Annotated in this window: 19 protein-coding genes, 1 rRNA gene and 2 pseudogenes; 10 read left to right on the top strand and 12 right to left on the bottom strand. The window is 45.0% G+C overall.

Annotation, left to right across the window (positions count from 1 at the left end; all coding sequences use genetic code 11):
- Positions 1-34: 34 nt before the first annotated feature.
- Positions 35-1,690 carry an AMP-binding protein gene (locus MmiAt1_RS06320; protein WP_420891290.1) on the top strand — a complete coding sequence of 552 codons (1,656 nt, stop codon included), beginning with the start codon at positions 35-37 and terminating at the stop codon, positions 1,688-1,690.
- A gap of 174 nt (positions 1,691-1,864) precedes the next feature.
- On the opposite strand, the gene MmiAt1_RS06315 is transcribed toward MmiAt1_RS06320, so the two are convergent.
- The 4 genes from MmiAt1_RS06315 to coaBC all read right to left on the bottom strand — a co-directional run bounded on the left by MmiAt1_RS06315 (position 1,865) and on the right by coaBC (position 5,873).
- Positions 1,865-2,002 carry a hypothetical protein gene (locus tag MmiAt1_RS06315; protein WP_318786046.1) on the bottom strand — a complete coding sequence of 46 codons (138 nt, stop codon included), beginning with the start codon at positions 2,000-2,002 and terminating at the stop codon, positions 1,865-1,867.
- Positions 2,003-2,065: 63 nt separating this feature from the next.
- On the bottom strand, positions 2,066-3,073 hold the full coding sequence (locus tag MmiAt1_RS06310) for an SPL family radical SAM protein (protein WP_318786045.1): 1,008 nt from the start codon (positions 3,071-3,073) through the stop codon (positions 2,066-2,068).
- A 93-nt stretch (positions 3,074-3,166) separates the two neighbouring features.
- Positions 3,167-4,165, bottom strand: coding sequence for a pantoate kinase (locus MmiAt1_RS06305; RefSeq protein WP_318786044.1), 999 nt, complete (start codon positions 4,163-4,165; stop codon positions 3,167-3,169).
- A 25-nt stretch (positions 4,166-4,190) separates the two neighbouring features.
- Positions 4,191-5,873, bottom strand: a complete 1,683-nt coding sequence (coaBC, locus tag MmiAt1_RS06300; protein ID WP_318786043.1) for a bifunctional phosphopantothenoylcysteine decarboxylase/phosphopantothenate--cysteine ligase CoaBC — start codon at positions 5,871-5,873, stop codon at positions 4,191-4,193.
- A 230-nt stretch (positions 5,874-6,103) separates the two neighbouring features.
- On the opposite strand from coaBC, the gene MmiAt1_RS06295 reads away from it, so the two are divergent.
- From MmiAt1_RS06295 to MmiAt1_RS06255, 9 genes and pseudogenes are all read left to right on the top strand, one after another.
- Positions 6,104-7,036, top strand: a complete 933-nt coding sequence (locus MmiAt1_RS06295) for a 23S rRNA (uridine(2552)-2'-O)-methyltransferase (protein WP_318786042.1) — start codon at positions 6,104-6,106, stop codon at positions 7,034-7,036.
- Positions 7,037-7,577: 541 nt separating this feature from the next.
- Entirely contained in the window at positions 7,578-7,898 is a 321-nt protein-coding gene (locus MmiAt1_RS06290) for a hypothetical protein (RefSeq protein ID WP_318786041.1), read from the top strand.
- A gap of 203 nt (positions 7,899-8,101) precedes the next feature.
- Positions 8,102-8,758, top strand: a complete 657-nt coding sequence (locus tag MmiAt1_RS06285; RefSeq protein ID WP_318786040.1) for a histidinol phosphate phosphatase domain-containing protein — start codon at positions 8,102-8,104, stop codon at positions 8,756-8,758.
- A gap of 94 nt (positions 8,759-8,852) precedes the next feature.
- A complete protein-coding gene (locus MmiAt1_RS06280; protein ID WP_318786039.1) occupies positions 8,853-9,266 on the top strand; it encodes a DUF805 domain-containing protein in 414 nt (137 codons plus the stop codon).
- 127 nt (positions 9,267-9,393) lie between these two features.
- Complete coding sequence (locus tag MmiAt1_RS06275; RefSeq protein WP_318786038.1) at positions 9,394-10,059, top strand: hypothetical protein; 666 nt, start codon at positions 9,394-9,396, stop codon at positions 10,057-10,059.
- Positions 10,060-10,242: 183 nt separating this feature from the next.
- A complete protein-coding gene (locus tag MmiAt1_RS06270) occupies positions 10,243-11,604 on the top strand; it encodes a monomethylamine:corrinoid methyltransferase (RefSeq protein ID WP_318786037.1) in 1,362 nt (453 codons plus the stop codon).
- A 438-nt stretch (positions 11,605-12,042) separates the two neighbouring features.
- A complete protein-coding gene (locus MmiAt1_RS06265; protein WP_318786036.1) occupies positions 12,043-13,413 on the top strand; it encodes a monomethylamine:corrinoid methyltransferase in 1,371 nt (456 codons plus the stop codon).
- Between the two features lie 620 nt (positions 13,414-14,033).
- A pseudogene (gene mttB / locus MmiAt1_RS06260) lies at positions 14,034-15,497 on the top strand ([trimethylamine--corrinoid protein] Co-methyltransferase).
- A 15-nt stretch (positions 15,498-15,512) separates the two neighbouring features.
- Entirely contained in the window at positions 15,513-16,160 is a 648-nt protein-coding gene (locus MmiAt1_RS06255; protein WP_318786035.1) for a corrinoid protein, read from the top strand.
- A gap of 2 nt (positions 16,161-16,162) precedes the next feature.
- Here MmiAt1_RS06255 and MmiAt1_RS06250 read toward each other — a convergent pair whose 3' ends face one another.
- From MmiAt1_RS06250 to rrf, 8 genes and pseudogenes are all read right to left on the bottom strand, one after another.
- Complete coding sequence (locus MmiAt1_RS06250; RefSeq protein WP_318786034.1) at positions 16,163-16,501, bottom strand: hypothetical protein; 339 nt, start codon at positions 16,499-16,501, stop codon at positions 16,163-16,165.
- 67 nt (positions 16,502-16,568) lie between these two features.
- The gene (gene mtaA / locus MmiAt1_RS06245; RefSeq protein WP_318786084.1) at positions 16,569-17,603 is read right to left on the bottom strand and encodes a methylcobamide:CoM methyltransferase MtaA; all 1,035 of its coding nucleotides are present in this window, start codon (positions 17,601-17,603) and stop codon (positions 16,569-16,571) included.
- A 413-nt stretch (positions 17,604-18,016) separates the two neighbouring features.
- A pseudogene (gene mtbB, locus MmiAt1_RS06240) lies at positions 18,017-19,423 on the bottom strand ([dimethylamine--corrinoid protein] Co-methyltransferase).
- A 15-nt stretch (positions 19,424-19,438) separates the two neighbouring features.
- The gene (locus tag MmiAt1_RS06235) at positions 19,439-20,077 is read right to left on the bottom strand and encodes a corrinoid protein (protein WP_318786033.1); all 639 of its coding nucleotides are present in this window, start codon (positions 20,075-20,077) and stop codon (positions 19,439-19,441) included.
- 122 nt (positions 20,078-20,199) lie between these two features.
- A complete protein-coding gene (locus tag MmiAt1_RS06230) occupies positions 20,200-20,349 on the bottom strand; it encodes a hypothetical protein (protein WP_318786032.1) in 150 nt (49 codons plus the stop codon).
- Positions 20,346-20,654 (bottom strand): hypothetical protein, encoded by a 309-nt coding sequence (locus MmiAt1_RS06225; RefSeq protein ID WP_318786031.1) that lies wholly within the window; start codon positions 20,652-20,654, stop codon positions 20,346-20,348. The genes MmiAt1_RS06230 and MmiAt1_RS06225 overlap by 4 nt, the downstream gene beginning before the upstream one ends.
- Positions 20,655-20,664: 10 nt before the next feature.
- Positions 20,665-21,705, bottom strand: coding sequence for a DMT family transporter (locus MmiAt1_RS06220; RefSeq protein WP_318786030.1), 1,041 nt, complete (start codon positions 21,703-21,705; stop codon positions 20,665-20,667).
- A gap of 626 nt (positions 21,706-22,331) precedes the next feature.
- Positions 22,332-22,433 (bottom strand): 5S ribosomal RNA (rrf, locus tag MmiAt1_RS06215); the annotation flags it as partial.

Genomic DNA, 22,433 nt, shown 5'->3' with positions numbered 1-22,433 from the left:
ACACAAAAAGCAAAAGACTGAAAAGGAGAAAAACATGGCAATCGAACTTTCCGACAGAACTTTGGGCGACTGGCTCGAATATTGGGCGAAAGAAACGCCCGACAAGGAATATATCGTGTATTCCGACCGTGATTTGAGATTTACCTGGAATGATTTTAACAGACGCGTTGACAATATGGCCAAAGGCCTTTTGGCAATCGGCGTTCAGAAAGGCTATCATGTCGGTTTATGGGCGACAAATGTTCCCGACTGGCTGACGTTTTTGTACGCCTGCGCGAAAATCGGCGCGGTCTGCGTGACGGTCAACACCAGCTACAAGCAGCATGAACTTGAGTATTTGGTCAAAGACTCGGACATGCACACGCTTTGTATTATTGACGGCACATTCGAAAGCGATTATGTTCAAATGACATACGACATGCTGCCGGAACTCAAAACCTGTCAGCGCGGCCACTTAAAGAGCGAGAAATATCCGCGCATGAAAAATGTGATTTACATCGGCCAGGAAAAGCACCGCGGCATGTACAATACGGCGGAAGTTCTGCTTCTCGGAAGCAACATCGCCGATGATGTTTTGGAAAATGCGAAAGCGCTTGTGAACTGCCACGATGTTGTCAATATGCAATACACGTCCGGCACGACCGGTTTTCCGAAGGGCGTTATGCTTTCGCACCACAATATCGCAAACAACGGCCTTTTAACGGGCGAGCACATGAAATTTACGCCGGATGACAAGCTTTGCATCTGCGTTCCGCTTTTCCACTGTTTCGGCGTTGTTTTGGCGACCATGAACTGCCTCACGCACGGCAGCACGCAGGTGATGATTGAGAAATTCGATCCGCTTTTAACGCTGGCATCGGTTCACAAGGAAAGATGCACGGCGCTTTACGGTGTTCCGACGATGTTTATCGCGGAATTGAATCACCCGATGTTTGATATGTTTGATTTGACGTGCCTTCGAACCGGCATCATGGCCGGCTCCGTTTGTCCGTCGGATTTGATGAAACGCGTGAATGAAGAGATGTTTATCGACATCACAAGTGTTTACGGTCTCACGGAAACGTCTCCCGGAATGAGTCAGTCGCGCATCGACGACGCGCCCGAAACCCGTTATTTGACCGTCGGCCGCCCGTACGAATTCACGGATGTCAAGGTTTTGGATCCGGAAACGTACGAAGAATGCCCGCCCGGCGTTGCCGGCGAAATGTGCTGCCGCGGCTACAATGTGATGAAAGGCTATTATAACAACCCGAAAGCAACCGCAGAAGCGATTGACGGCGACGGTTACCTTCATTCGGGCGATCTCGGCGTGATGGATGAGAACGGCAATTACACGATTACCGGCCGCATCAAAGACATGATTATCCGCGGCGGCGAAAACATTTACCCGCGCGAAATCGAAGAATTCCTGTACAAATTAGAAGGCGTGAAAGACGTTCAAGTCGCGGGCGTTCCGTCGGAAAAATACGGCGAAGAAGTCGGCGCGTTCATCATTTTACAGGACGGCGTGAAAATGCACCCGGAAGACGTCAAAGACTTCTGCCGCGGCCAGATTGCACGTTACAAAGTCCCGAAATACGTTTTCTTCCTCGACGAATTCCCGATGACGGGAAGCGGCAAGATTCAGAAGTTCAAATTGAGAGAAATGAGTTTGGAGCTTGCGAAAGATTACGGGTATGACGTGGTTTGAATTTTCAAATCACTTCTCTTTTTCTTTTTTATTTTTGAATTTTTAAAAAACGAAAGTACATTTTCAATTTTTTAAACACAGGACTTATTTTTGCCGAATTTTTGGAAAAGCGGAGCTGCTCGCACGCGGCGGCATGCTGCCGGCAGCCGCAGCGGCAGCAAACAAGCCGGCAAGTCAGCAACTGTATTTACAAAAAACAGAAAGGCAGCAGCAAACGGAAACAGTAAGGTAGCAACAGCAAACGGAAACGGTAAGGTAATCTGTGCCCACGCTCGCGTAGCGAGCGGATGTGATGAAAATGAGATGATACATACGAAAACGCACCCTGCATGGCAAACAGCAACAGCAGCACAAACAAAACAGAACAAGAGTGAATTAAAAATCAAACAACGCCTTTTGCTTCATTTCTTTTTCATTTAAATTTCCGTTTTCTTTTTCCATCGCAACTTTTACCGGTTTCATGTAATCCGTTGAAAGCTCATATTTTTTCAAAAGCGGATTCAGCATCGAATAAAATTTCCGTTTATATTCCTTATCCAAACTTCCCGTTTTGTAAAGCAATTTCATCGGCTCATACAACTCGGGAAATTCGTTTTGAATAAAATCCAAATACGTTTTCTTCGTTTGACTTCGAAGATACAAAGTTTGTACGATAATGTATTCGGCGCCGATTTCTTTCGTTTTTCCAAAAATCGCGCTTAAATTCTCCGTTGAATCCGTCAAAAACGGCAGAACCGGCATTGTGTGAACGCCGATTGTCGCATCCGTTTTCTTGAATTTTTCAAGCATTTCAAAGCGGCGTTTCGTGCTGACGGCGCCGGGCTCTATTTTTGAAACCAGGTTTTCATCGGTTGTTGTGATTGTTGCGGCGATGTTCACAAAAGTGTGTTTGGAAAGCTCGTCGATAAGATCGAAATCACGAAGAATGAGATCGGATTTCGTTGAAATAATAATCGGATTTTTGTGTTTGAGCACGACTCTTAAAATATCGGGCATGAGTTCGTATTCGGCTTCCGCGCGCTGATAGCTGTCGCAAACGCCGCCGATGTTAATCACTTCTTTCTTTCGATTCGAGCGGCTGAGTTCTTTGTCCAGCTGTTCGGCGATGTTTGTTTTGACATAAATTTGATCGTAATAGCCGTCGGAATTGTTTTGTTCATCTGTATTTTCAATCTCAATATTTGTCTCATCGACTGTTTTGTCTTTCATATATTTGTGAGAATAAATCGCAAAACAATATTTACAGCCGTTTTCACAGCCGCGGTAAATGTTTAAGTCTTTTTTGTAAGGAAAGCCGCCGTTCACGGAATGAAGCGCCGTTTTACATTGAATCGGTAAATACCGCGCTTGTTTTTTTGTTTCCGTTTCGGTTTCCGGTTCCATTTTGATCGCCAAAAATAGGTTAAAACATTTCAATTCAAATATTCAAAAACTTAAAATCTAAAACTTAAAACTTAAACCAAAAATTAAAAAACATCAAAACGCCGACAAACAAACTCGCGGTCCGTTCGTTTCAATTTTGCATTCGTAAACGTCGCCGAACTTCTGCATTAACTCGGAAATATACTCACCGGCATTTTCCCGATCAGACGGGATTGCAAAAACGGTGTTGCCGAGCATCGCCTGCGCTGCTTTGCCGTCGGCGGCATCAATCGAATCAATCACTTTTTCTGCCTCGGGACTGAGCAGGCCGATGTTTTTTGTAAATTTCAGAGATTCGTCCATGAATGAATCCAAACTCGAATTTTTCAGGAAATTTTGAAGCGCGGACGCGCCGGCTTGATTGATTTTCCGGCTTTGATCTTCGTTTGTGATGACTTCTTTGGTTGAAAGTTCGCCCAAAACCAGGCAATAAATTTTCTTTTGCTTCTCGGATTCCGAAAGCGGAATACTGTAAAATTTGCCGTGCATCGGACCGCCCGGAATTTCGCGAACGGCAAGACCGCCGGCGGCTTCGCCCGCGACATCGCCGAGGCCGCTTCCGTTGATGACTTCGGCGTAATGCGCAATCTCAATCAATTCGTCTTTGGAAAGTCCGAGGGAGAGAGAGCTGTTGATCGCAAAAGCCGTGCTGAGCGCACCCGCCGCCGACAATCCGAAGCCGCTGCCGACGGGGAGACTGCCGTTTTCTTGAATTTTAAACCGAAAAGAGGTGTTGTATCTTTTTTCGGCAATTCTTGAAAGTTCCGAAACAACCGTTAAAACCGCGTTTGTCGAGTCATGAGAGTTAACGGCAGCAACGCCGTTTAAATAAATTTCAGCGTCCCGTACTGTGTCCCGTTCCGTGTCCCGTACTGTGTCCCCCGCAATGTCTCCCGACATTTGAAAAGGCGTCACGGTCGAATGAATTCCTTTGTTTAAGACCAAACCCGCGCCGACAGAGCCTTTGATGTGCGGGTTTTCATGATTGCGGATTTGAAAAAAACCCGTGATGTGTCCGGGTGAAAAAGCGGTGCGCGGGGAAAAATCAGACATAATGCTTCCTTATTTCCTATTTCCTTTATTGTTTCTTTTTAAAAATGCGTCCCCTCATCTGAGCGGGTTTTTTGCGAATCGTTGATTTTTTAGAAGCAGATTTTTCCGAGACATTGCCGTTTTCAATGTTATCGTCGTCATTGCCGGCATCGTCGTCGTCATCGCCGGAATCATCACTGCCGATGATTTCATCATTCTCATCTTCATTCAAATAATCATCATCAATTGTTTCTTCGAGCAGATTGAGCCGGTTTTCTACGTTTCCTGGGGGGGTGTCAATTACATATTCAGCACCATCACCCATTTTATTCAAAAAATCAACATCAGTCGTACCGTTTTCATCAGGATGTGCCGTCTTGGTAATTTCCAGATCAATAAAAACGGACGGCTCTTCTTCGTCCATGCGATCGCTGATCAAATCAAACAAAGCCGCTGCAATTTCGTTCTTGTTTCCCGAAATCGGAACGACGGTTTTTAAATCATGATTGACGGAATACTCTTTGGTGACAACGTAAACATCGTTTTCGTCGGTTCCCATTCCTTTTTCTTTCACGTCGTTGGCAACAACAAGGTCGGCGATTCCGGCTTCGATTTTTTCGGCGGCCGAATCGATCAGCTGCTGATGTGTGACATCCGTTTCTGCTTTGAATCCGACGATGAAAAGATTCGGGTCGGTGTAACAGGCTTCTTCGATCAGTTTTTGCGTCGGCTTGAGCGTAATTGTCAAACCGCGGACACCGGATTTGATTTTGGAATTGTTTTTATCAACCGTATAATCGGAAATGGCGGCCGCGCTGATTAGGATGTTTTTGCCGGATACGGGAATGTCGGCAAGCGCAATTTTTTCGGTGACGGCTTCAATCATTTCGGAAACGCTTTCAACATGAATGTCATGGAAATGCGGCAGTCCGGCCATCGGTGATTTGGTGCGGTGGAACAAATAAACTTCAGCGCCTCTGACGTAGGCTTCTTTGGCAAGCGCCTCGCCGGTTTTGCCCGACGCGCGGTTGGTCAGCAAGCGGATCGGATCAATGGATTCGGCGGTTGATCCGGAGGTGATGAACACGGTTTTTCCGGCAAAAGATTGGTCGCCGAGCGCACGAAGAACGCGGGAGACGATTTCGTCGGTGCCTGCAATTTTTGCAATGCCTTCTTCGAAACGCGGGCCGATGACATCCATGCCCCAGGATTCCAATGTGTTCAGATTTTCCAAAACTTTCGGATGGCGATACATGGATTCGTGCATGGCGGGAACAATCATCACGGGTTTTCCTTCGCCGATGGCCGTCGTTGCAAAAGTTGTGACGGGCGTGTCATCGATGCCGGCGGCAATTTTTGAAACCGTGTTTGCGGTTGCGGGCGCAATTAAAAACAAATCGGCGCTTCCTTTTGCGCCGAAAAATTCAACGTGTTCGACGCGGCCGGTCAGGCGGGTGATGACGGGATTTCCGGTCGCGTAATGCAAAGCGTCTTCGTGAATGATTTGGCGCGCGGCATCGGTCATGACGGCGTAAACATCAGCGCCGTATCGGATGAGTTCGCGCGCCAGCCTGACGGTTTCGACGGCGGCGATGCTTCCCGTAACGCCGATAACGATTGTTTTGCCGGACAAATCCGTTCCTTTGGAATTTTGAATCCAAAGCGTCGGATGATTCGAATCAGCTGTTTCGGAATCGAAAACCTTTGTTGTTTTTGTATTCTGTTCCATTTTTTAACCCGCCGGATAAAATTGAAAGTTTTGAAAATTTTGAAAATTTTGAAAAAATCAAAAAAATTAAAATAATTAAAAAATTTGAAATTCTGTAATTGATTTACGTTTTTTAGATTAATAACATTAATCATAAATACGTTTAGCCCGTTCAAAGCGAAAGTATTCAAAGAAAAAGTGAATTATCAGATTTAAGTGAATTAAAAACATTTGAAGAAGGCGGGAATTTTATGGCGCGGAACCAAAAGGATTATTTTTATGATTTGGCCCAAAAAGAGGGCTATCGCTCACGGGCATCTTATAAGCTGAAACAGATTCAGCAGCACTCAAATATTATTAAGCGCGGCGACACGATTGTCGATTTGGGCGCGGCGCCGGGCGGCTGGCTCCAGGTGGCAAAGGAGCTTTCCGGCGGGCGTGTTTTGGGCGTCGACCTTCAGAAAATTGCGGAGATTCCGGGCGTTTCCACGTACAGAGGCGACATTACCGCGGATTCGACGATTGAAAAAATCCTGGAATTTGCCGGCAAAGGCGGTGTTGATGTTGTTTTGTGCGACGCAGCGCCGAACTTAACGGGCAATTGGGCGCTGGATCACGCGCGCGGAATCGAACTCAACCGCGCGGCTTTTGAGTGCGCCAAGAAGATTCTCAAACCGAAAGGAACGTTTGTCGTCAAGGTTTTTCAGGGCGATATGTTCAAAGACTTTTTCGACGACGTGAAAGGCGAATTCGTGCATGTGAAAGCTTACACGCCTCAGGCGTCACGCTCGACGAGTGCTGAAATTTATATCATCGCCAAGAAATTCCTGACCGCTCCGATTCGAAAAGGTCAGATTTACGCCGCCGAAATCAAAGAACTCGGCGCCTCCGGCGACGGGATTGCATACATCGACGATTTCGTTTTGTTTGTCAAAGAAACAGAAGTCGGCGATATCGTCAACATCAAGGTGAAGGATGTCAAACCCAATTTCGGGTTCGCCGAAGTGGTTGAAAAGCTCGAGGCGCTTCCCGAAAATCCGAGATACAACAATCCGGTTCAGCAAAGAATGCAAACACCGCTGTCAGCCGATTTTGAAAAAGAAGAGACCGAAGAAAGCCGGCCGAGAGGAAATACCGCTCGGGACAATTACCGGCCGCCGAAGTCGGAAGAAAATGAAGAATGATTTCATTATTTTTCATTATTCCATACTTTTTACTTTTCAAGTTTTTAACTTCTCAGGCTTTTGACTTCTCAGATTTTTACTTTTCAAGCTTTTCCATTTTTCATGTTTTTTCATTTTCCGGTTTTCATGTTTTTTTATTTTTCATAATGAGTTAAACGATTTTTTTGAAATTTTTAAAACGAAACATCATTTTTGATAACTTTTCAAACCCGAACCCCCTCTTCCATGAAATAAAGAAATAGAAAACGGGATTCGTTTTTCTTTAACTTTTAAACAAAACGATGTTTCGGTTTATAATTAAGTGAAATGAAAATCCCGTGAACCGCCCCTCCAATCCGAGTTTTGTGAGCGAAGCGAGCAAAATGAGGATTGGAGATGGACCAAATGATTCTCAATTAAAACAAAAAACCGTCTTTTTCCACTTTGCTCTTCTGTGTTGTTCTGTGTTGTTCTGTACTCTTCTTTTCGTTTTTGCTTTTCTTTGTGTTTTTGTCACTGTTTTCATACTTCCGTTCTGCTTGCGATGCGGATGTGTTTCCGTGTGCATCATCTCATTCTTATCACATCCGCTCGCTACGCGAGCGTGGGCACAGATTACCTTCAGGTTTCCGTTTGCCACTGCTACCTTCAGATTTCCGTTTGCCACTGCTACCTTCAGATTTCCGTTTGCCACTGCTACCTTCAGGTTTCCGTTTGGCACAGATTACCTTCAGGTTTCCGTTTGCCACTGTTACCTTACTGTTTCCAAATACAGTTGCCAACTTGCCGGCCTGCTTGCTGCCGCTGTTCATTGTCTGCCGCTGTCCGTTGCCTGCTACTGCCCGCCGCCTGCCGCCCGCCCACGAGCCGCCCCCGTTTATAAAAAATCAAAAAACGCCTTCCGATGTTAGAAATTCAAAAGAGAGTCTCCCGTTTTATCACCCAAAACCAACCCCGACCAACAATTTATAAATAAAACGAAACAGAAAGATGCATTATAAAATTGAAATCAATAAAATCAATAAAACACAATAAACAAAATCAAATAAAACAAAATCAAATAAAACAAAATTAAAGGTAATTCTGATGATTGATCTTCACACTCACACTTTATTCAGCGACGGGGAATTGATTCCGGCCGAACACATTCGCCGCGCGATTATGCACGGTTACCGCGCCATCGCAATGACGGATCATGCTGATTTTACGAATTTTGAATACATCATTTCTTCGCTTCAAAAGGCAAAAGTCATCGAAGAGGAATGGGAAATTGATATTTTTGCGGGCATCGAAATTACGCATGTGCCGCCGGGACAAATTAATAAGCTGGCCAAACGCGCCAAAGAAATCGGCGCGGATATTGTTGTCGTTCACGGCGAAACCCCGGTTGAGCCTGTCGCCGCCGGCACAAACCGCGCCGCGATTGAATCCGAATTTGTGGACATTTTGGCGCACCCGGGATTCATAACGGCGGAAGAAACGGAACTTGCGAAAATGACAAACACATATTTGGAAATTACCGCTCGCGGCGGACACAATCGGACAAACGGGCACGTTGCAAAGCTGGCATCCGGAATCGGCGCAAAATTGGTCTGCAACACCGACACACACCACCCCAAAGATATGATTACAAAAGAAACGGCCTATGATGTTCTGACAGGCGCGGGACTTTCCAAAGAACAGGCGGATCAGGCTTTTAAAAATTCGGAAGAACTGGTTGAAAAGATGAAACAGAAAAGATGAAACTGAAAAAATGAAACAATAAAACGAAAAAGTGAGAACAAAAACCCGGATGTAAAGAAACAGAATTATAAAAGTTAAGAAGTCAGTGAAAATCATGTTTGAAGTTTTTGACGAATATCACACATATAACGGGCGCATTACACGAAAAGGATACATTATCAGAGTAATCGGCCGCTGGTTTTACGCAGCTCTTGTGACAATTATTCTTTACGGATTGGTGATGCTGCTCAGCTTTATCACTTTCAATATCGGCGAAGAAGCTTATTTTCTGACAGGATTAATTGCGGCGGCGGTATTTATTGCAGCTGCCGTTTACTTCTTCTTTTTTAAATTACTTCAGGAAATCAAGCGCCTGCATGACGTCAATTTAAGCGGGTGGTGGGCGATTTTCGGTTTTGTTCCTTTTCTGAGCATCATCTATTACCTTTACCTGATTTTCGTTGACGGAACGGTCGGTCCGAATAAATTCGGCGAAGATCCGAAAGGAAGAAGCGGCGGAAATAATTGAAAAAACAGCAAATGGGTTGAAAAATTCAAAAAGAATTGAAAAAACGGCGGAATTGAAAAGACGCGGATAAAGCTTTTCGGTAAAAATATAAAAGCTTAAAGCCCCTTTTCTGTCAGAGGTGAATTTAATGGGATTATTTTCAAAATTATTCGGGTCCAACAAATATAACGCTGAAGAGCCGCAAGGTCATCTGAAAACAAAAAGATACAAACGGCTGGATTGGGAAATCAGCGACAGCGAATATACAAAACAGGATTATATCGCCAGTACCGAATACGTAATCCCGTCACATCAGACAATTACCGAAGTCTTCGAAAAATTAGACAACGGTGCTGTCCTCACCGTCAACGATGTTTTTTTCCGCGCCGACTATATGGGACACGGCCGGGACTGGTATAAACAAAGAGATTACATGTTCAAAGAACTCACCTTGAGGAAAAAAGGCGAGGGCGAACCCTGTGAACAAAGCTGTGCCTCTGAAGCGGATGAATCTCCCGAAAGCGATTCGGAAGTCAAAAAACCGGAATCCCCCAAAGACGTTTATGTTTTGGAAGGAAAAGGAACATTTTTAAAAGAAGATTTCTCCGGCGTGGTCCTGGAATCTGAAACAAACGATGTCGACATACGCGCCGAGGTCACTTACAAAAACAACCGGCTGGACATTCGGGAATGCAGCGGCTTTGACAATACCGACGACTGGTACGCTTTTATGTTCTTTTTCAAAATGCTTGAATATTACAAATATCCGACAGAAACCTGCAAAACGATTGAAGTCGAGATTGAAGAAGAATAAAACAGTCAAATTAATCAAGCCAAATCATCAGCCAAACAAAATCATCACCAGCCAAAACAAAACCATCAGCCAAAAAATCATCAGCCAAACAAAATCGTCAGCCAAAGCATCAATCAAATCATCAACAATCAGACAAGTTGAAAAAATAAAACATTCGATTCGGATTCAAAAGCGGTGTAAATCATGCAGCATATTATTGATATGATCTCAAACGGAACAAAAATGAACGAATCCGAACACGATGAATTAATCAATGAAGTCAGTGCCGAATTGGTTGAATTGTATGAAATCGAATATGATCCCGACAACTTAATTCCGGCCGATGATGAAACGGCAAACCGGATTTTGGAAGCGGCTTTTGATTTGCTGGAAGCCGTCGGCGTTTATTCGGTGGACACAAAATCTGTTTTTACAATCCCGCGTGACGAAATTTTCCGAAGCGTTCAGAATTCTCAAAGATATTTAAACATCGGAGAAGGAAGCGACAAATATTTGCTGACGCTGGCAGGCAGCTCCGAAAAGAAAAAAACGTCCATTATGGGCGGCCCCAATGCGTCTCCCGTAACGCCTGAGATGTTTATTCCGATTCACCGCTCGTATGCCAAATATACGGATATTGATTCAATCGCGCCGGCCTATCTTGATGTTCCGGCCGGATCCGCAAAAAAAGGGCCCGCAAATCTGATGAAAGCACGCCAGGCAGTTCAGCTGGTCAAAGAAGCCTGCGCGCTTGAAGGGCGTCCGGACATGTGCATCACAACACCGCCGCACATTGAAGATCCGGTTGCGGCCGTGTCGGTTGCAAATCCGCGGTTTATGGGATCGGGCGATCTTCAGGAAATCATTCCTCAACAAGGCTTAAAAGTCAATTATTCGGAATTGTCCCGCGTTTACCATTACAAAATGACGGGATCCAACTATCTCTGCAGTCCGATGCTGGTCCGCGGCCTGTCTGCGGCAACGCCCGAGCAATTTGCCATTGAGATCGCCGCCGAAGCTTTAAAATCTCAAGTGGTTTACGGCGCTTCTGTTTTCTTTAAATATCCGGCCCATATTCACACGGGCGATCCGCTCAAAACGCTTTGGGCATCCTTTGCGGCAACCCAAGCCCTGTCAAAAAATGAAATTTGCCTTCAGGGAAGCGTTGTGACCAGTTCCGCCGGCCCGTGCACCGAAATGATGTTTTACGAAACAGCCGTTCAAACCATCGGATACGTTGTCTGCGGCTGCGATATTCTTTCCGGACCCGTTTCAAACAACGGCAGCATTACCAACCAGGTTTCGGGCCTGGATGCGCATTTTATGGCGGAAGTCAGCCGATTTGCTTCGGATCTGTCCTTAAAAGACGCCAATTACCTCTGCAACGAACTGTTTTCAAGATATGAATCCAAATTAAACGCCCCGGAAATCGGAAAACCGTTTGTCGACTGCTATGATATGAACACGATTGAGCCGACACAGGAATATTGGAAACTGTATGAAACCGTCATTGCCGACATCTACTACATTTTACAGCAGAAAAATCGGCGGATTTCCAGACGATGAAAATTTTTAATTGTTCAACTTTTTTGGGTTGTTTTTTTAGCTATTCTTTCTTGAAATGTTTTTCTTAAACTGCTCCCCTTAAACCGTTTTCTTAAAATTGCATTTTCTAAACTGCCTTTTCTAAACTGTCTTTTCTAAACTGCCTTTTCTAAACTGCCTTTTCTAAACTGCTTTTTCTAAACTCACTCCGTTTCGAATCTTCCTCCCGAATTCATTTCACTGTCGAATCTTCCGCCCAACTCATTTCATTTCGAATTGTCTGTTTGAATGTGTTTCGTTTTGAATCAAATATATAAATTTATCTTATTTTGAAGCAATTCTTAATATATGAAAAGAAACAAAATGAAATCAATTCTATTGAGCGTACAATAAAAATAAAACGAATAATCGAAAAACGCACTATTTCATTAAAAACAGATACAGGGGCAGGCTAATAAGATGCAGCACATACTTGACATGATTGCAAACGGAACAAAAATGGCTGAAAAGGATCACGAGGAACTGATTTACGAAGTCGGATTGGAACTGGTCGATTCTTATGAAATTGTTTATGACCCTGAAAATCTGATTCCGAATGACGATGACATGGCCAATCGTGTTTTAGAAGCGGCGATTGATCTTTTGGAATTGGTCGGTGTCTATTCAATTGACACAAAAAAAGTTCTTCAGATTCCGCGCGACAACATTTTAAGAAGCATTCAGAATTCCCGCAATTATTTAAACATCGGCGAAGGCATTGACAGGTACCTTCTGACACTTCAGGACAATGCCGATAAAAAAATGCCGCTGATTATGGGCGGCCCGAATGCATCCCCCGTGACGCCGGATTTGTATATTCCGATTCACCGCTCTTATTCCAAATACAAAGACATCGGCGCAATCGCACCGGCATCATTGGATGTGACAACCTCCGCTTCGTTTGCCAAAAAAGGACCTGAAAATTTAATGAGAGCAAGACAGGCTGTTCAGCTTGTCAAAGAAGCCTGCGCTTCCGAAGGCCGTCCGGATATGTGTATTGTAACGCCGCCGCACATTGAAGATCCGATTGCCGCCGTCTCGATTGCAAATCCCCGGTTTATGGGGCCCGGCGATCTTCAGGAAATCATCCCTCGCCTGGACTTAAAAATCAATTCGGACGAATTGTCCCGCGTTTACCATTACAAAATGACCGGCTCAAATTACATGTGCAGCCCGATGGTTTTGCGCGGAATTACGACGGATTCACCCGAGCAGTTCGCCATTGAAATCGTTGCCGAAGCACTCAAATCGCAGGTGATTTACGGCGCTTCCGTCTTTTTGAAATATCCGGTTCACATCAATCCCGCGGATTGTTACAAAACATTATGGGCTTCATTCTTGTCTTCGATGGCGATTTCTCAGAACAGTCTGTGTTTTCACGGCAGCGTCATTAATAATTCGGCGGGCCCGTGTACGGAAATGATGATGTATGAGACGGCGGTTCAAACGATCGGCTACGTTGCCTGCGGCTGCGACATTCTTTCAGGACCCGTATCGAACAACGGCAACATGTCCAATCATGTCGCCGGCCTGGATGCGCAGTTTATGGCAGAAATCGCACGTTTCGCAACCGAGCTCTCCCGCAAAGATGCCAATTATCTCTGCATGGAACTTTTTTCAAGATATCAGCACAAATTAAACTCACCCGACATCGGAAAATCATTCGTCGAATGCTACAATCCAGAAACGATTGAACCGACAAAAGAATATCTGGATGTGTACGAGCAGGCCATTGATGATGTTTACGCAATTCTCCGCCATAAAAACAGAAGAACCGCCCACGGTCGCTGAGAAGCACACGACCGTTGAGAAACATCCGCCGGATCCAAAAACGATTTCTGCGGCTTTGGCTGATTGAAAAGATGAAAATCCATACCGCATTTTTTGATTGCCGCAGCCGATTCATTTTTTAATTCGATCAATTCAATATTCGATTAAATCAATTCAATTTTTCAATTCATCCGATTCAATTATTCGATACAACCAATTAATTTTTAATTCATCCAATTCAATTTTAGATCCATCCAATTCAATTTTAGATCCATCCAATTTCTAATTCTTTCAATTTTTTGCTTTTGGTTTTGTTTTTGGTTTTGTTTTTGGTTTTATTTTTTTGTTTTATTTTTTTGTTTTATTTTGTTTTGTTTTATTTTGCTTTATTTTATTTTTTATTCTTATTTTAATGCTGTATCCGAGATCACACAAACATAACGAATATTCATTCAAATATTCGCTTGCTATCGACACCATACGAAAGCAAGAAACGTTGTTAAAATAACACGTATATAAATTTAACTATTTGCAACTGATGAATTTATATAAGATGAAAAACAATATTAGAAGTTAGGGTAAGAAAGATAAGAACGGGTCTTTCTTCACACCACCGATGATTTACAAAGGAGAAATCAAAGATGATTAAGAATACCTACAGGCTGCTTTCGTTGGAAGAGCGAAAAATGATTGATGTCGCCACAATGGAAGTGCTTGCCGAATCCGGAGTTATGATTCTGGATGAAGAAGCAAGATCCATTTACAAAGAAGCAGGCTGTATCGTTGATGAAAAAACGAATATGGTAAAGATCCCGGAACATGTTGTCCGAAAAGCGCTTTCGTGCGCACCGACCGGCTTTAAACTTTACGGCCGCAACAAAAAAAGAACAACAGATATCCGATACGGCGGAGAAACGACATTCAATAATTTCGGTGTCGGCGTTAAGATGTGCGATTATGTGTCGCCCGGAAAATACCACACACGAAATTCAACCGAAGCCGATATCATGAATATCGCAAAAGTCGTGGATTACGCCGACAAAATCGATTTTTATCTGAGCGCAGTGGCTGCGGGAGATTTGACGGGTGTTAAAGCACAAAACATTCACGAACAGATTACACCGGTTTTCAACACGTCCAAGAATATTTTGGTTGATGCTGTCGGCCCATTCATGCCGATTTACTTCGAAGTCATTAAAGCCTTCTACGGCGGCGACGAAGAAGAAGCCATGAAAAAACCGATTTATTCAATGACCGGCTGCCCGACAAGTCCGCTTGAAATCGGCACAAACTTCTGCCAGGTCATTATCCAGGCCGCCCGCTACAACATGCCGTGCAACGTTTTGTCAATGGCGATGTCCGGCGGATCCAGCCCGGTTCAGCTGGCCGGAACGATTGTCACACACAATGCCGAAGTTTTGGCAGGCATCGTTCTGTCCCAATTAACCGTCCCCGGCGCGCCGGTGTGGTACGGCAGCTCGACAACTGCTTTTGACCTCCGCAGAGGAACAGCCCCTGTCGGCGCTCCCGAGATCGGATTAATCAGCGCGGCCGTTGTTGAGATGGGCGAATATTACAACCTTCCGACATATGTGGCCGGCTTTTAGGCCGACTCAAAAATTCCAGACTCCCAGCTCGGACACGAGAAAACGCTTACGGGAATGCTGCCTTTGCTGTCGGGCGCCAAAACCATCTACGGCATGGGAATGGTCGAGCTCGGTATGTCTTTCTCATTGGAGCAGCTGATTTTGGACTGCGACTACATTGAGATGGCACAATACGCCGCAAGAGGCATTGAAGTGACGCCTGAAACTTTGAGCGTTGAACACATCCTCAAAGTCGGCGCCGGAAACAATTTCATCGCGCATAAATCGACGCGGGAAAACATGAACATCCAGTCCAATCCAAAATATATCAACAGAGATATGATCGGCGATTGGGAGGCGCAGGGATCTAAAGACATTGTCACGGTTGCTCATGAAACGGTTTCGGATGTTCTGAAGAATTATGAAGTCGATCCGGTGGACGCGGATACCAGAAAGGCGATTCAGGCCATCATGGACAAGGCAGACAAAGATTACGCCGCCGGATTACTGGGCGAATAAACAGGGGGGAATTAAATGGTCACACAAGATGAATTAAATCAAGAAGGGAAAAATGCCGTGACGTCTTTTGATGACGAAGCGGTGGAAGAAATTGCCGAAAAATGCATCAAAGAAGGATTGGATCCGGTTTCTTTGATTCAGGACGGATTTACAGCCGGCATGAACGAAGTCGGCGATCAGTTTGAAAAAGGAATTGTATTCCTGCCTCACGTTATTGCTGCGTCTGACGCCATGAGCGCGGGTGTTAAAGTTTTAACGCCGGTTCTCGAGAAATCGGCTTCAAAGATGGATGCGAAAGAAACCGTTGCAATCGGAACGATTGAAGGAGACATTCACTCCATCGGCAAAGATATTGTGGCGACAATGCTCAAAATTGCCGGATTCAATGTGATTGATCTCGGCAGAGACGTGCCGATTGCCAAGTATGTCGAAGCGGCCAAAGACGGTGCTCAGATCATCGCTTCATCCGCGCTGATGACAACCACAATGGTTCTCCAGATGAAACTTGAAGAACAGCTCAAAGAAGCCGGCGTTCGCGATAAAGTCAAGACCATGGTCGGGGGTGCCCCCGCAACCCAGGACTGGGCCGACAAAATCGGCGCCGACATCTATGCCGAAGACTCTTCGGAAGCTGTCGTCAAATGCAAAGCAATATTAAACTAAGCTTAAACGCTTAAAAGAAGCCTCAAAACAAAAACATCTGACAGAATCTTTATTTCTGACACACAACCATAAAACACAACAAAAACAAACCAAACACGAATCCGAAAAATCCCTGCTTTGAAAAAGGTACCAACCACCGCCTTTTGAAATAAGCAGAGATTTTTCTTTTTTTTCTTTTTTTCTTTTTCTCTTTTTTTGAAAAACAGCATCGAAATAGTCGCTGAAATATTTTGAGATATTAAAAGAAGATGAGGCCTAAAAACGAGAATGATAATATCAGAAATAGAAGTAAAAATAAAAAATAAAAATAAGCGTAAAAACAAATGTGTAAAAACGACCATAGAAGTAAGCGTAAAAACAAACACGTAAAAATAAAAATGAAAATAAAAATAAAGGATTAAAAATCCTTTACGATTCCTGTTCCGAATAATACTCATCGCGTGCCGCAACGAATGCTTTTATGTTTTCAAGCGGCGTGTACGGCGCAATACCGCAGCCGGGCGCTAAAATCCGTGTGCCGTCTTCAATGCATTTTTTGGCGGCGGCTTTAACTTCCGCAGGAGAGCGCAAAAGCAGATCGTCTGCCGGAGAGACGTTTCCGATCAGACAGATTTCATTGCCGACAACGTGCGACGCATAATCCATGTGCACTTTTTCTTCCAGGCTGACGCCCAAGAATCCGGATTCTGCAATCGGCTCCAAAATGGCCGTCGCGTCCCCGCACATATGCAGAATATTTAATCCCTTCATTGTCCGCGTCATTTTCTGATAAGCCGGCAAAAACATCGGTTCAAAAAGCGGCGGCGGAAACAAATCCGGACCGGACTCGGAATCAATAATGACAACGGAGTCGGCGCCGTGATCGTAAAGAACGTTGGCATATTCGGCGCAGACTTCGCCGCCGAGGCGAATTAATTCGGAAAGAGCGTCAGTCTCTTTGACGCACCACATCAGATAATTATTAACGCCGGCAACGCAGGAGGCAAAAGAAGCGGGGCCGAGAATGCCTGCAATCAGCGGCAGTTCATACCCCTTGTCATCGATTTGTTTTCGCAGGATGTCCGTTGTTTCAATCATTGCTGCAACACCCGGACTTTCGTACAAATTGTCGGGAATGACAACATTTTTGACATCTTCCGGATTTTTGCAGGGAAAATCCAATTGGTGCGGCGGAGAATCGTGCGTGCCCTTTGAATAAGTGCAGCCGAACGCCTGCGGAATGTCGGGCGAGCTGAACGGATACCTGACGCCTTCAAGGCCTGCGATTTCGTAGCCGGCCATTGCAAGCGCCGCCATCTCTTCCGGATCGGTAAATGCTTTCGGCCAGCTTGTGCCGGTCATTTCCATCAAGCCCGTTGTGCCCGTCTGCGTGACCGAGCAGACCGGAACTTTATCGACTTCCTTTCTCAGAAGTGACCGCGTGAAACGCTCCAGCATTGTCATTTGATTCAAAGTATTGTCCCCCTTGCCGATGTGAATAAAATTTTGAAATTAAATGATTCGAAATAAAATAATCTGAAATTAAATGATTTGAAATTAAATGATTTGAAATTAAATGATTTGAAATTAAATGATTTGAAATTAAATGATCTGAAATTGTATGAAAAACGGTTTAAAGAGATATAAAAGTAAGGCTGAATTTTTCCAAATGTCAAAAATTAAGTGAAAAAAACGAATCCGAAAAGTGTTTGCTTGTGAAAGTTAAAATAAGGATCGCGCAGATTTCAAATCATAAATTAAAATCACAAATTAAAATCATAAATTAAAATCATATTTTACTTTCTGCACGAATAAAAAATTTAAATTCCGGAAAAATTGTCCGAGATTTAAATTTTGAAAAAACGCCCGATTCTAAATCAGGGAAGCTGTTTTCGAAGGAGCTGTTCGCAGCCGTTGACATTGATTCCGAGAAGCTCTTCGATGTTGGCTTTGGCGGTCAGCCCTTTGGCTTTCTGCGTGACGGATGTGATGATGCCGATATTGAGTTCTTCGCGGACTTCTCTCATAATGTGTTCGTCCGTCAGCTGAAGGACATCGAGTCCGAGCTTCTTGGCAACGAATTCTTTTGCTTCGCCGAGGCGCATGTTTTTGGAACACTGCATTCTGGCAACCAAGTCGCCGGCTGTGCGGAGACCCTTCATGCCGGACGCATGAGAATGTGCAATCGGCATGCCGATCGGATCGCCCGCGCCGATCTATATGCCGTCAACGCCGGCAATTTCAACCATTGCTTTGTTGGCGCGCGTGACAGCGTCAATCGGAGGCGTCTCCAGCATCGGAACGCCGCCGACACCCATCCCCATATTCACATGAACCGGAATCGGAGATTCAAGGACGGCCGCTTTTGTGAATGTGACGGCGCGGGCCAAGTTCCAGGCAAAAGATTTGCCGGTGTTGGTGTTGATTGCAGGACCGTAGAGGTTGCTGCCGGCTTTGGCACAGAGTTTTGCCTGCTCATGCGGCCAAAGGCCTGCCAATGTCTTTCCTTTGTATTCCAAGCTGCCGTGCATTCCCAACACAGATTCGCCGGCCATGCCGATTTCAATGTAAATTTCAGGGAATTCCGCACGCAGCTGTTCGCACGCCTGAAGCGTTGCCAAAAAGTCGCCGTCGCCTGCCGCGCCCGCGGTGTCAAAGTTGACGCCGTCAGAGCCGGATCCCATCAGCTTCTGCATAATCCAGACCATGTCCCGGGTGAGATGCTCGACGGAATTGTCGATGGATTCCATCGCTTCTTCAATCTTGAATTCCCGCATCAAGTCGGACGGATTCGGATAAGGGCCGTCGGGCGTGTAATAAAGGCCCATGTTCGGCATGGCGCCGTAAAAAACCGGAACGATTGTGTTTTGCTGAATGACTTCCATATTTTGGCATTCGTGAGAAACAATCGGTTTGACCGGCTTGAAACTGTAATCGATGTGCCCGAGTTCAATGGTGTCCTGACAGAAGATGCGCTCGTGCGTCATCAGACCGATCAGCCGGCTGGCCGGAATGCCGCAGCCGCTGTTTCCCTGATCGGCATCAATGCGGATTGTGCCGCCGTCCATTGTCAGCGCGACCTCTTTGCCGCGCTCGACACTGACAAAAATGCTCGGATCCATGATGATTTCAGCCATTTTGTCCAGCTCGTCCGCGCTGAGCTCGGAAACGCCCGCAAGATCCGCGGCGATTGCGGTTCCGGTTTTTAAGTCTTCGTAAATCTCATCCTTTGTCTGGCTGAATCTGCTGCCGTCACCCATTCTTGTATAATATTCTGTGGTCATTTTGAATTTCCTCCGTTAATTTCCAAACATTTCTTTGGCTTTCATAATTGCCTCAGATGCGTTTTCTGCATAACAGTCCGCGCCGATTTTGTCTGCCCATGCTTGTGTTGCCAGAGCGCCGCCGACCATCACTTTGACATGACGTCTCAAACCATAGTCAGTCAAAGCTTTGATGATCTCTTTCTGTTCGGGCAAAGTCGTTGTCATGAGGGCAGACAGGCCGATCATGTCTGCATTTGTTTCTTTGATTTTGTCAATGAAGTTCTCCAAAGGCACATCGCTGCCCAAGTCGATGACTTCGTAACCGGAAAATTGAAGCATTGCCGAAACAATGGATTTGCCGATATCATGCGCGTCCCCTTCGACGGTTCCGACGATGATGACCGGTTTTCGTTGTCCGGCAGTTTTCGGAAGGTCGGCTTTGAGGTAGCCGATGCCTTCTGAAAGTGCTTCTGCCGAGAGGATCACACGCGGGAAAAATAGCCGGCCTTTTTCAAAAAGGAGGCTGACCCGAGTCATTCCGGGAATCAAGCCCTTTTCGATAATGTCGGCGGGGTGAACGGTTTCCCGCGCTTTCTCAACAGCTGCGATCACATTTTCACGCGTGCCGCTGACGACAGCATCCGCTAACTCTTGATAAATTTCAGATGTCATTTCGGTGATCTCTCGGTTTTAAATTTTTTAATTTTTGAAAGGTTTTTAATCTGCAGGATTTCTGCAAATTTTTAAAAAATATGAAAGATTCCGCAAGCTGCGGAATCGAGTGATCTGTTTTGTCAGAAGTCGCGGATAAAGACGCGCGCCTGCCAGAGTGCCAAAATTGAAATGATCAGAATGGCCACCATCCACATGTATTCTGAGTACGGCACAAGTCCGTTAACCCAAAATGCGTCGTATGCTTCCATTGCAGCTTCAGTCTGGGTCATTTATTTCCCTCCTTGTAAACACCGGCATATTCGGCGCGGTCTCTTCCGAAATCCGTTAAAGCGTATTCATGAAGCAAAGCTCCTTTTTTGTAGGTGCCTTCTTCATCGACTCTGACGTCTACGGATTTGATCAGGCCGTTTGAAGCCAGTTCAATCATGTCAAAATTTGCAGAATCTCTGCCGTAGTCTCCTTTCAGGTCGGTGTATTCGCTTTGGAGCTGACGAACAATGTCGTTGTTCCAATGCGGTTTATCATCGGAAAGAATTTCCAAAACTCTGTATTTTATCGGTAACTGCTGTGTCATTTTGTTCACCTCAATCCCGGATGGCTTCTTCGGAGACGTTTTCCGAATACATCACCGTGCTTCCGATCAGACAAAGTGCGCCGCCGACGAGCAGTGTCCAGCCGGGGAAATCTCCCGTAAACAGGAGAATAAAAATCACGGCACACAAACCGTACAGATTGGCAACGCCCTGCCCCCGCCCGACACCGATGAGCGGGAAAGCTTTGTAACAGGCCGCGTAACAGTAACCGAAGGATAAACCGATAAAGAGCAAAACGACAAGTGTCAGCGGTTCGAATGCTGAAATTGCGTATTTGAGCATCGGGAATCCGAGGATTAAGAGAATCGGAATGACAATCACCCACCAGAGGACGGCTTCTGCCAGGAATCTGACATAAAGACCGGCATCGGGTTCTGCAAGGTCAATACCTTTTCCGGCGACAGCGCCTTCTAAACCGAATCCGAGAGCGGCCATTGCGCCGCCGACATATCCGAGCCATCTGACACCGTCGTTCATCATTTCACTGATCATGCCGCCGAAATAAATGGAAACGCCGCCGACAATAATCAGAAAAATACCGAGCGCAGCACGTTTTGTGATTCTCTCGCCGTACCACCTGTTTGCAACAATTGAGCTGACAACAGGGAACAGAAGAGATGCGACAGCGGCAAAAGCACCGCCGACAAAACCCATTGCCAAATAGGACCCGAAAATTGCAAGCGGTCCGCCGCAGAATGCGGCCAGAATGAACCATTTAGAACAGGATTTGAATTGAACCGCCGTTCGTTTGATTTCTTTAAATTTGCCGGTGACCAGGTTCCAGACCCCCAGCGTTAAAATAATAATCGCGGCGCTGAACGCCGAAATCAAAACAGCCGTCACAATCAGTGCAACTGTGTCGCCATGTGTTCCGCCGATTTCAACAGACATTGTGTCAAACGGATTCAAAACCCAAATGACGGTGCCCGGGATATACCAAATACCCCAAAGCAAAGCGCTGAAAATGGCCCACATATAGCCTTTCTTGACTTTCTTTTTATATTCATTCACTTTTAAGGATTCAATATCCATAGAATTGCCCCCAGTATAATAGTGCAAAAAGTTCAGAGATTATTCCCAATTATAATCCCGAATAAAGAGAGATTAGAAAACATTGTATTTAAATTTAATGATTCGAAAAGAAACATTTAAATAATACAAAAAATACAGAAATAATCATGACAAAAGAAGAAAAAACAAACACCTTACAAGAAAGAATCCGCAAAAAATAATCTGCAAAAAATAATCCGTAAAACAATCTGCATATGAAAAAAGAAGAGAAGTAAAAACATCCGGAATTGAAAATAAACCGGAGAACCAAAATCAAACAGGACCGCTAAAGCCAAACAAAGTTATGCAGGATCAGTAAGATCAAAAACAAAAACAAACATAAAAACAAAAACAAAACGCTTCCGGCTCCCATTTCAAAAAACGTCAAAAAACAAAGCGATTCCGCTTTCATTTCAAAAACAAAAAAATCAAAACACTTTCGATTCCCATTTTTAAAAAATATCAAAAACAAAGTGATTCCACTTTCATTTCAACAATTATCAAAAAATCAAAGCACTTCCGCCCCTCATTTCAAAAAACAAAAAAATCAAAGTGCTTCCGCGTTTCCTTTCAAAAAAAACATCAAAATAAGAAAGATAAAGAAAGACTCATGGCAGCGATCCAAGCTTCCCGAAGGCTCGCACACTTCAGTACAACAGGGAACGCTGGCGGGCTTATCTTCTGTGTTCGGTATGGGTACAGGAGTCGCC

The sequence above is a fragment of the Methanimicrococcus hacksteinii genome (assembly GCF_032714515.1).
Lineage (GTDB): Archaea > Halobacteriota > Methanosarcinia > Methanosarcinales > Methanosarcinaceae > Methanimicrococcus > Methanimicrococcus hacksteinii.
This window is presented reverse-complemented; position numbering and strand designations above follow the sequence as displayed.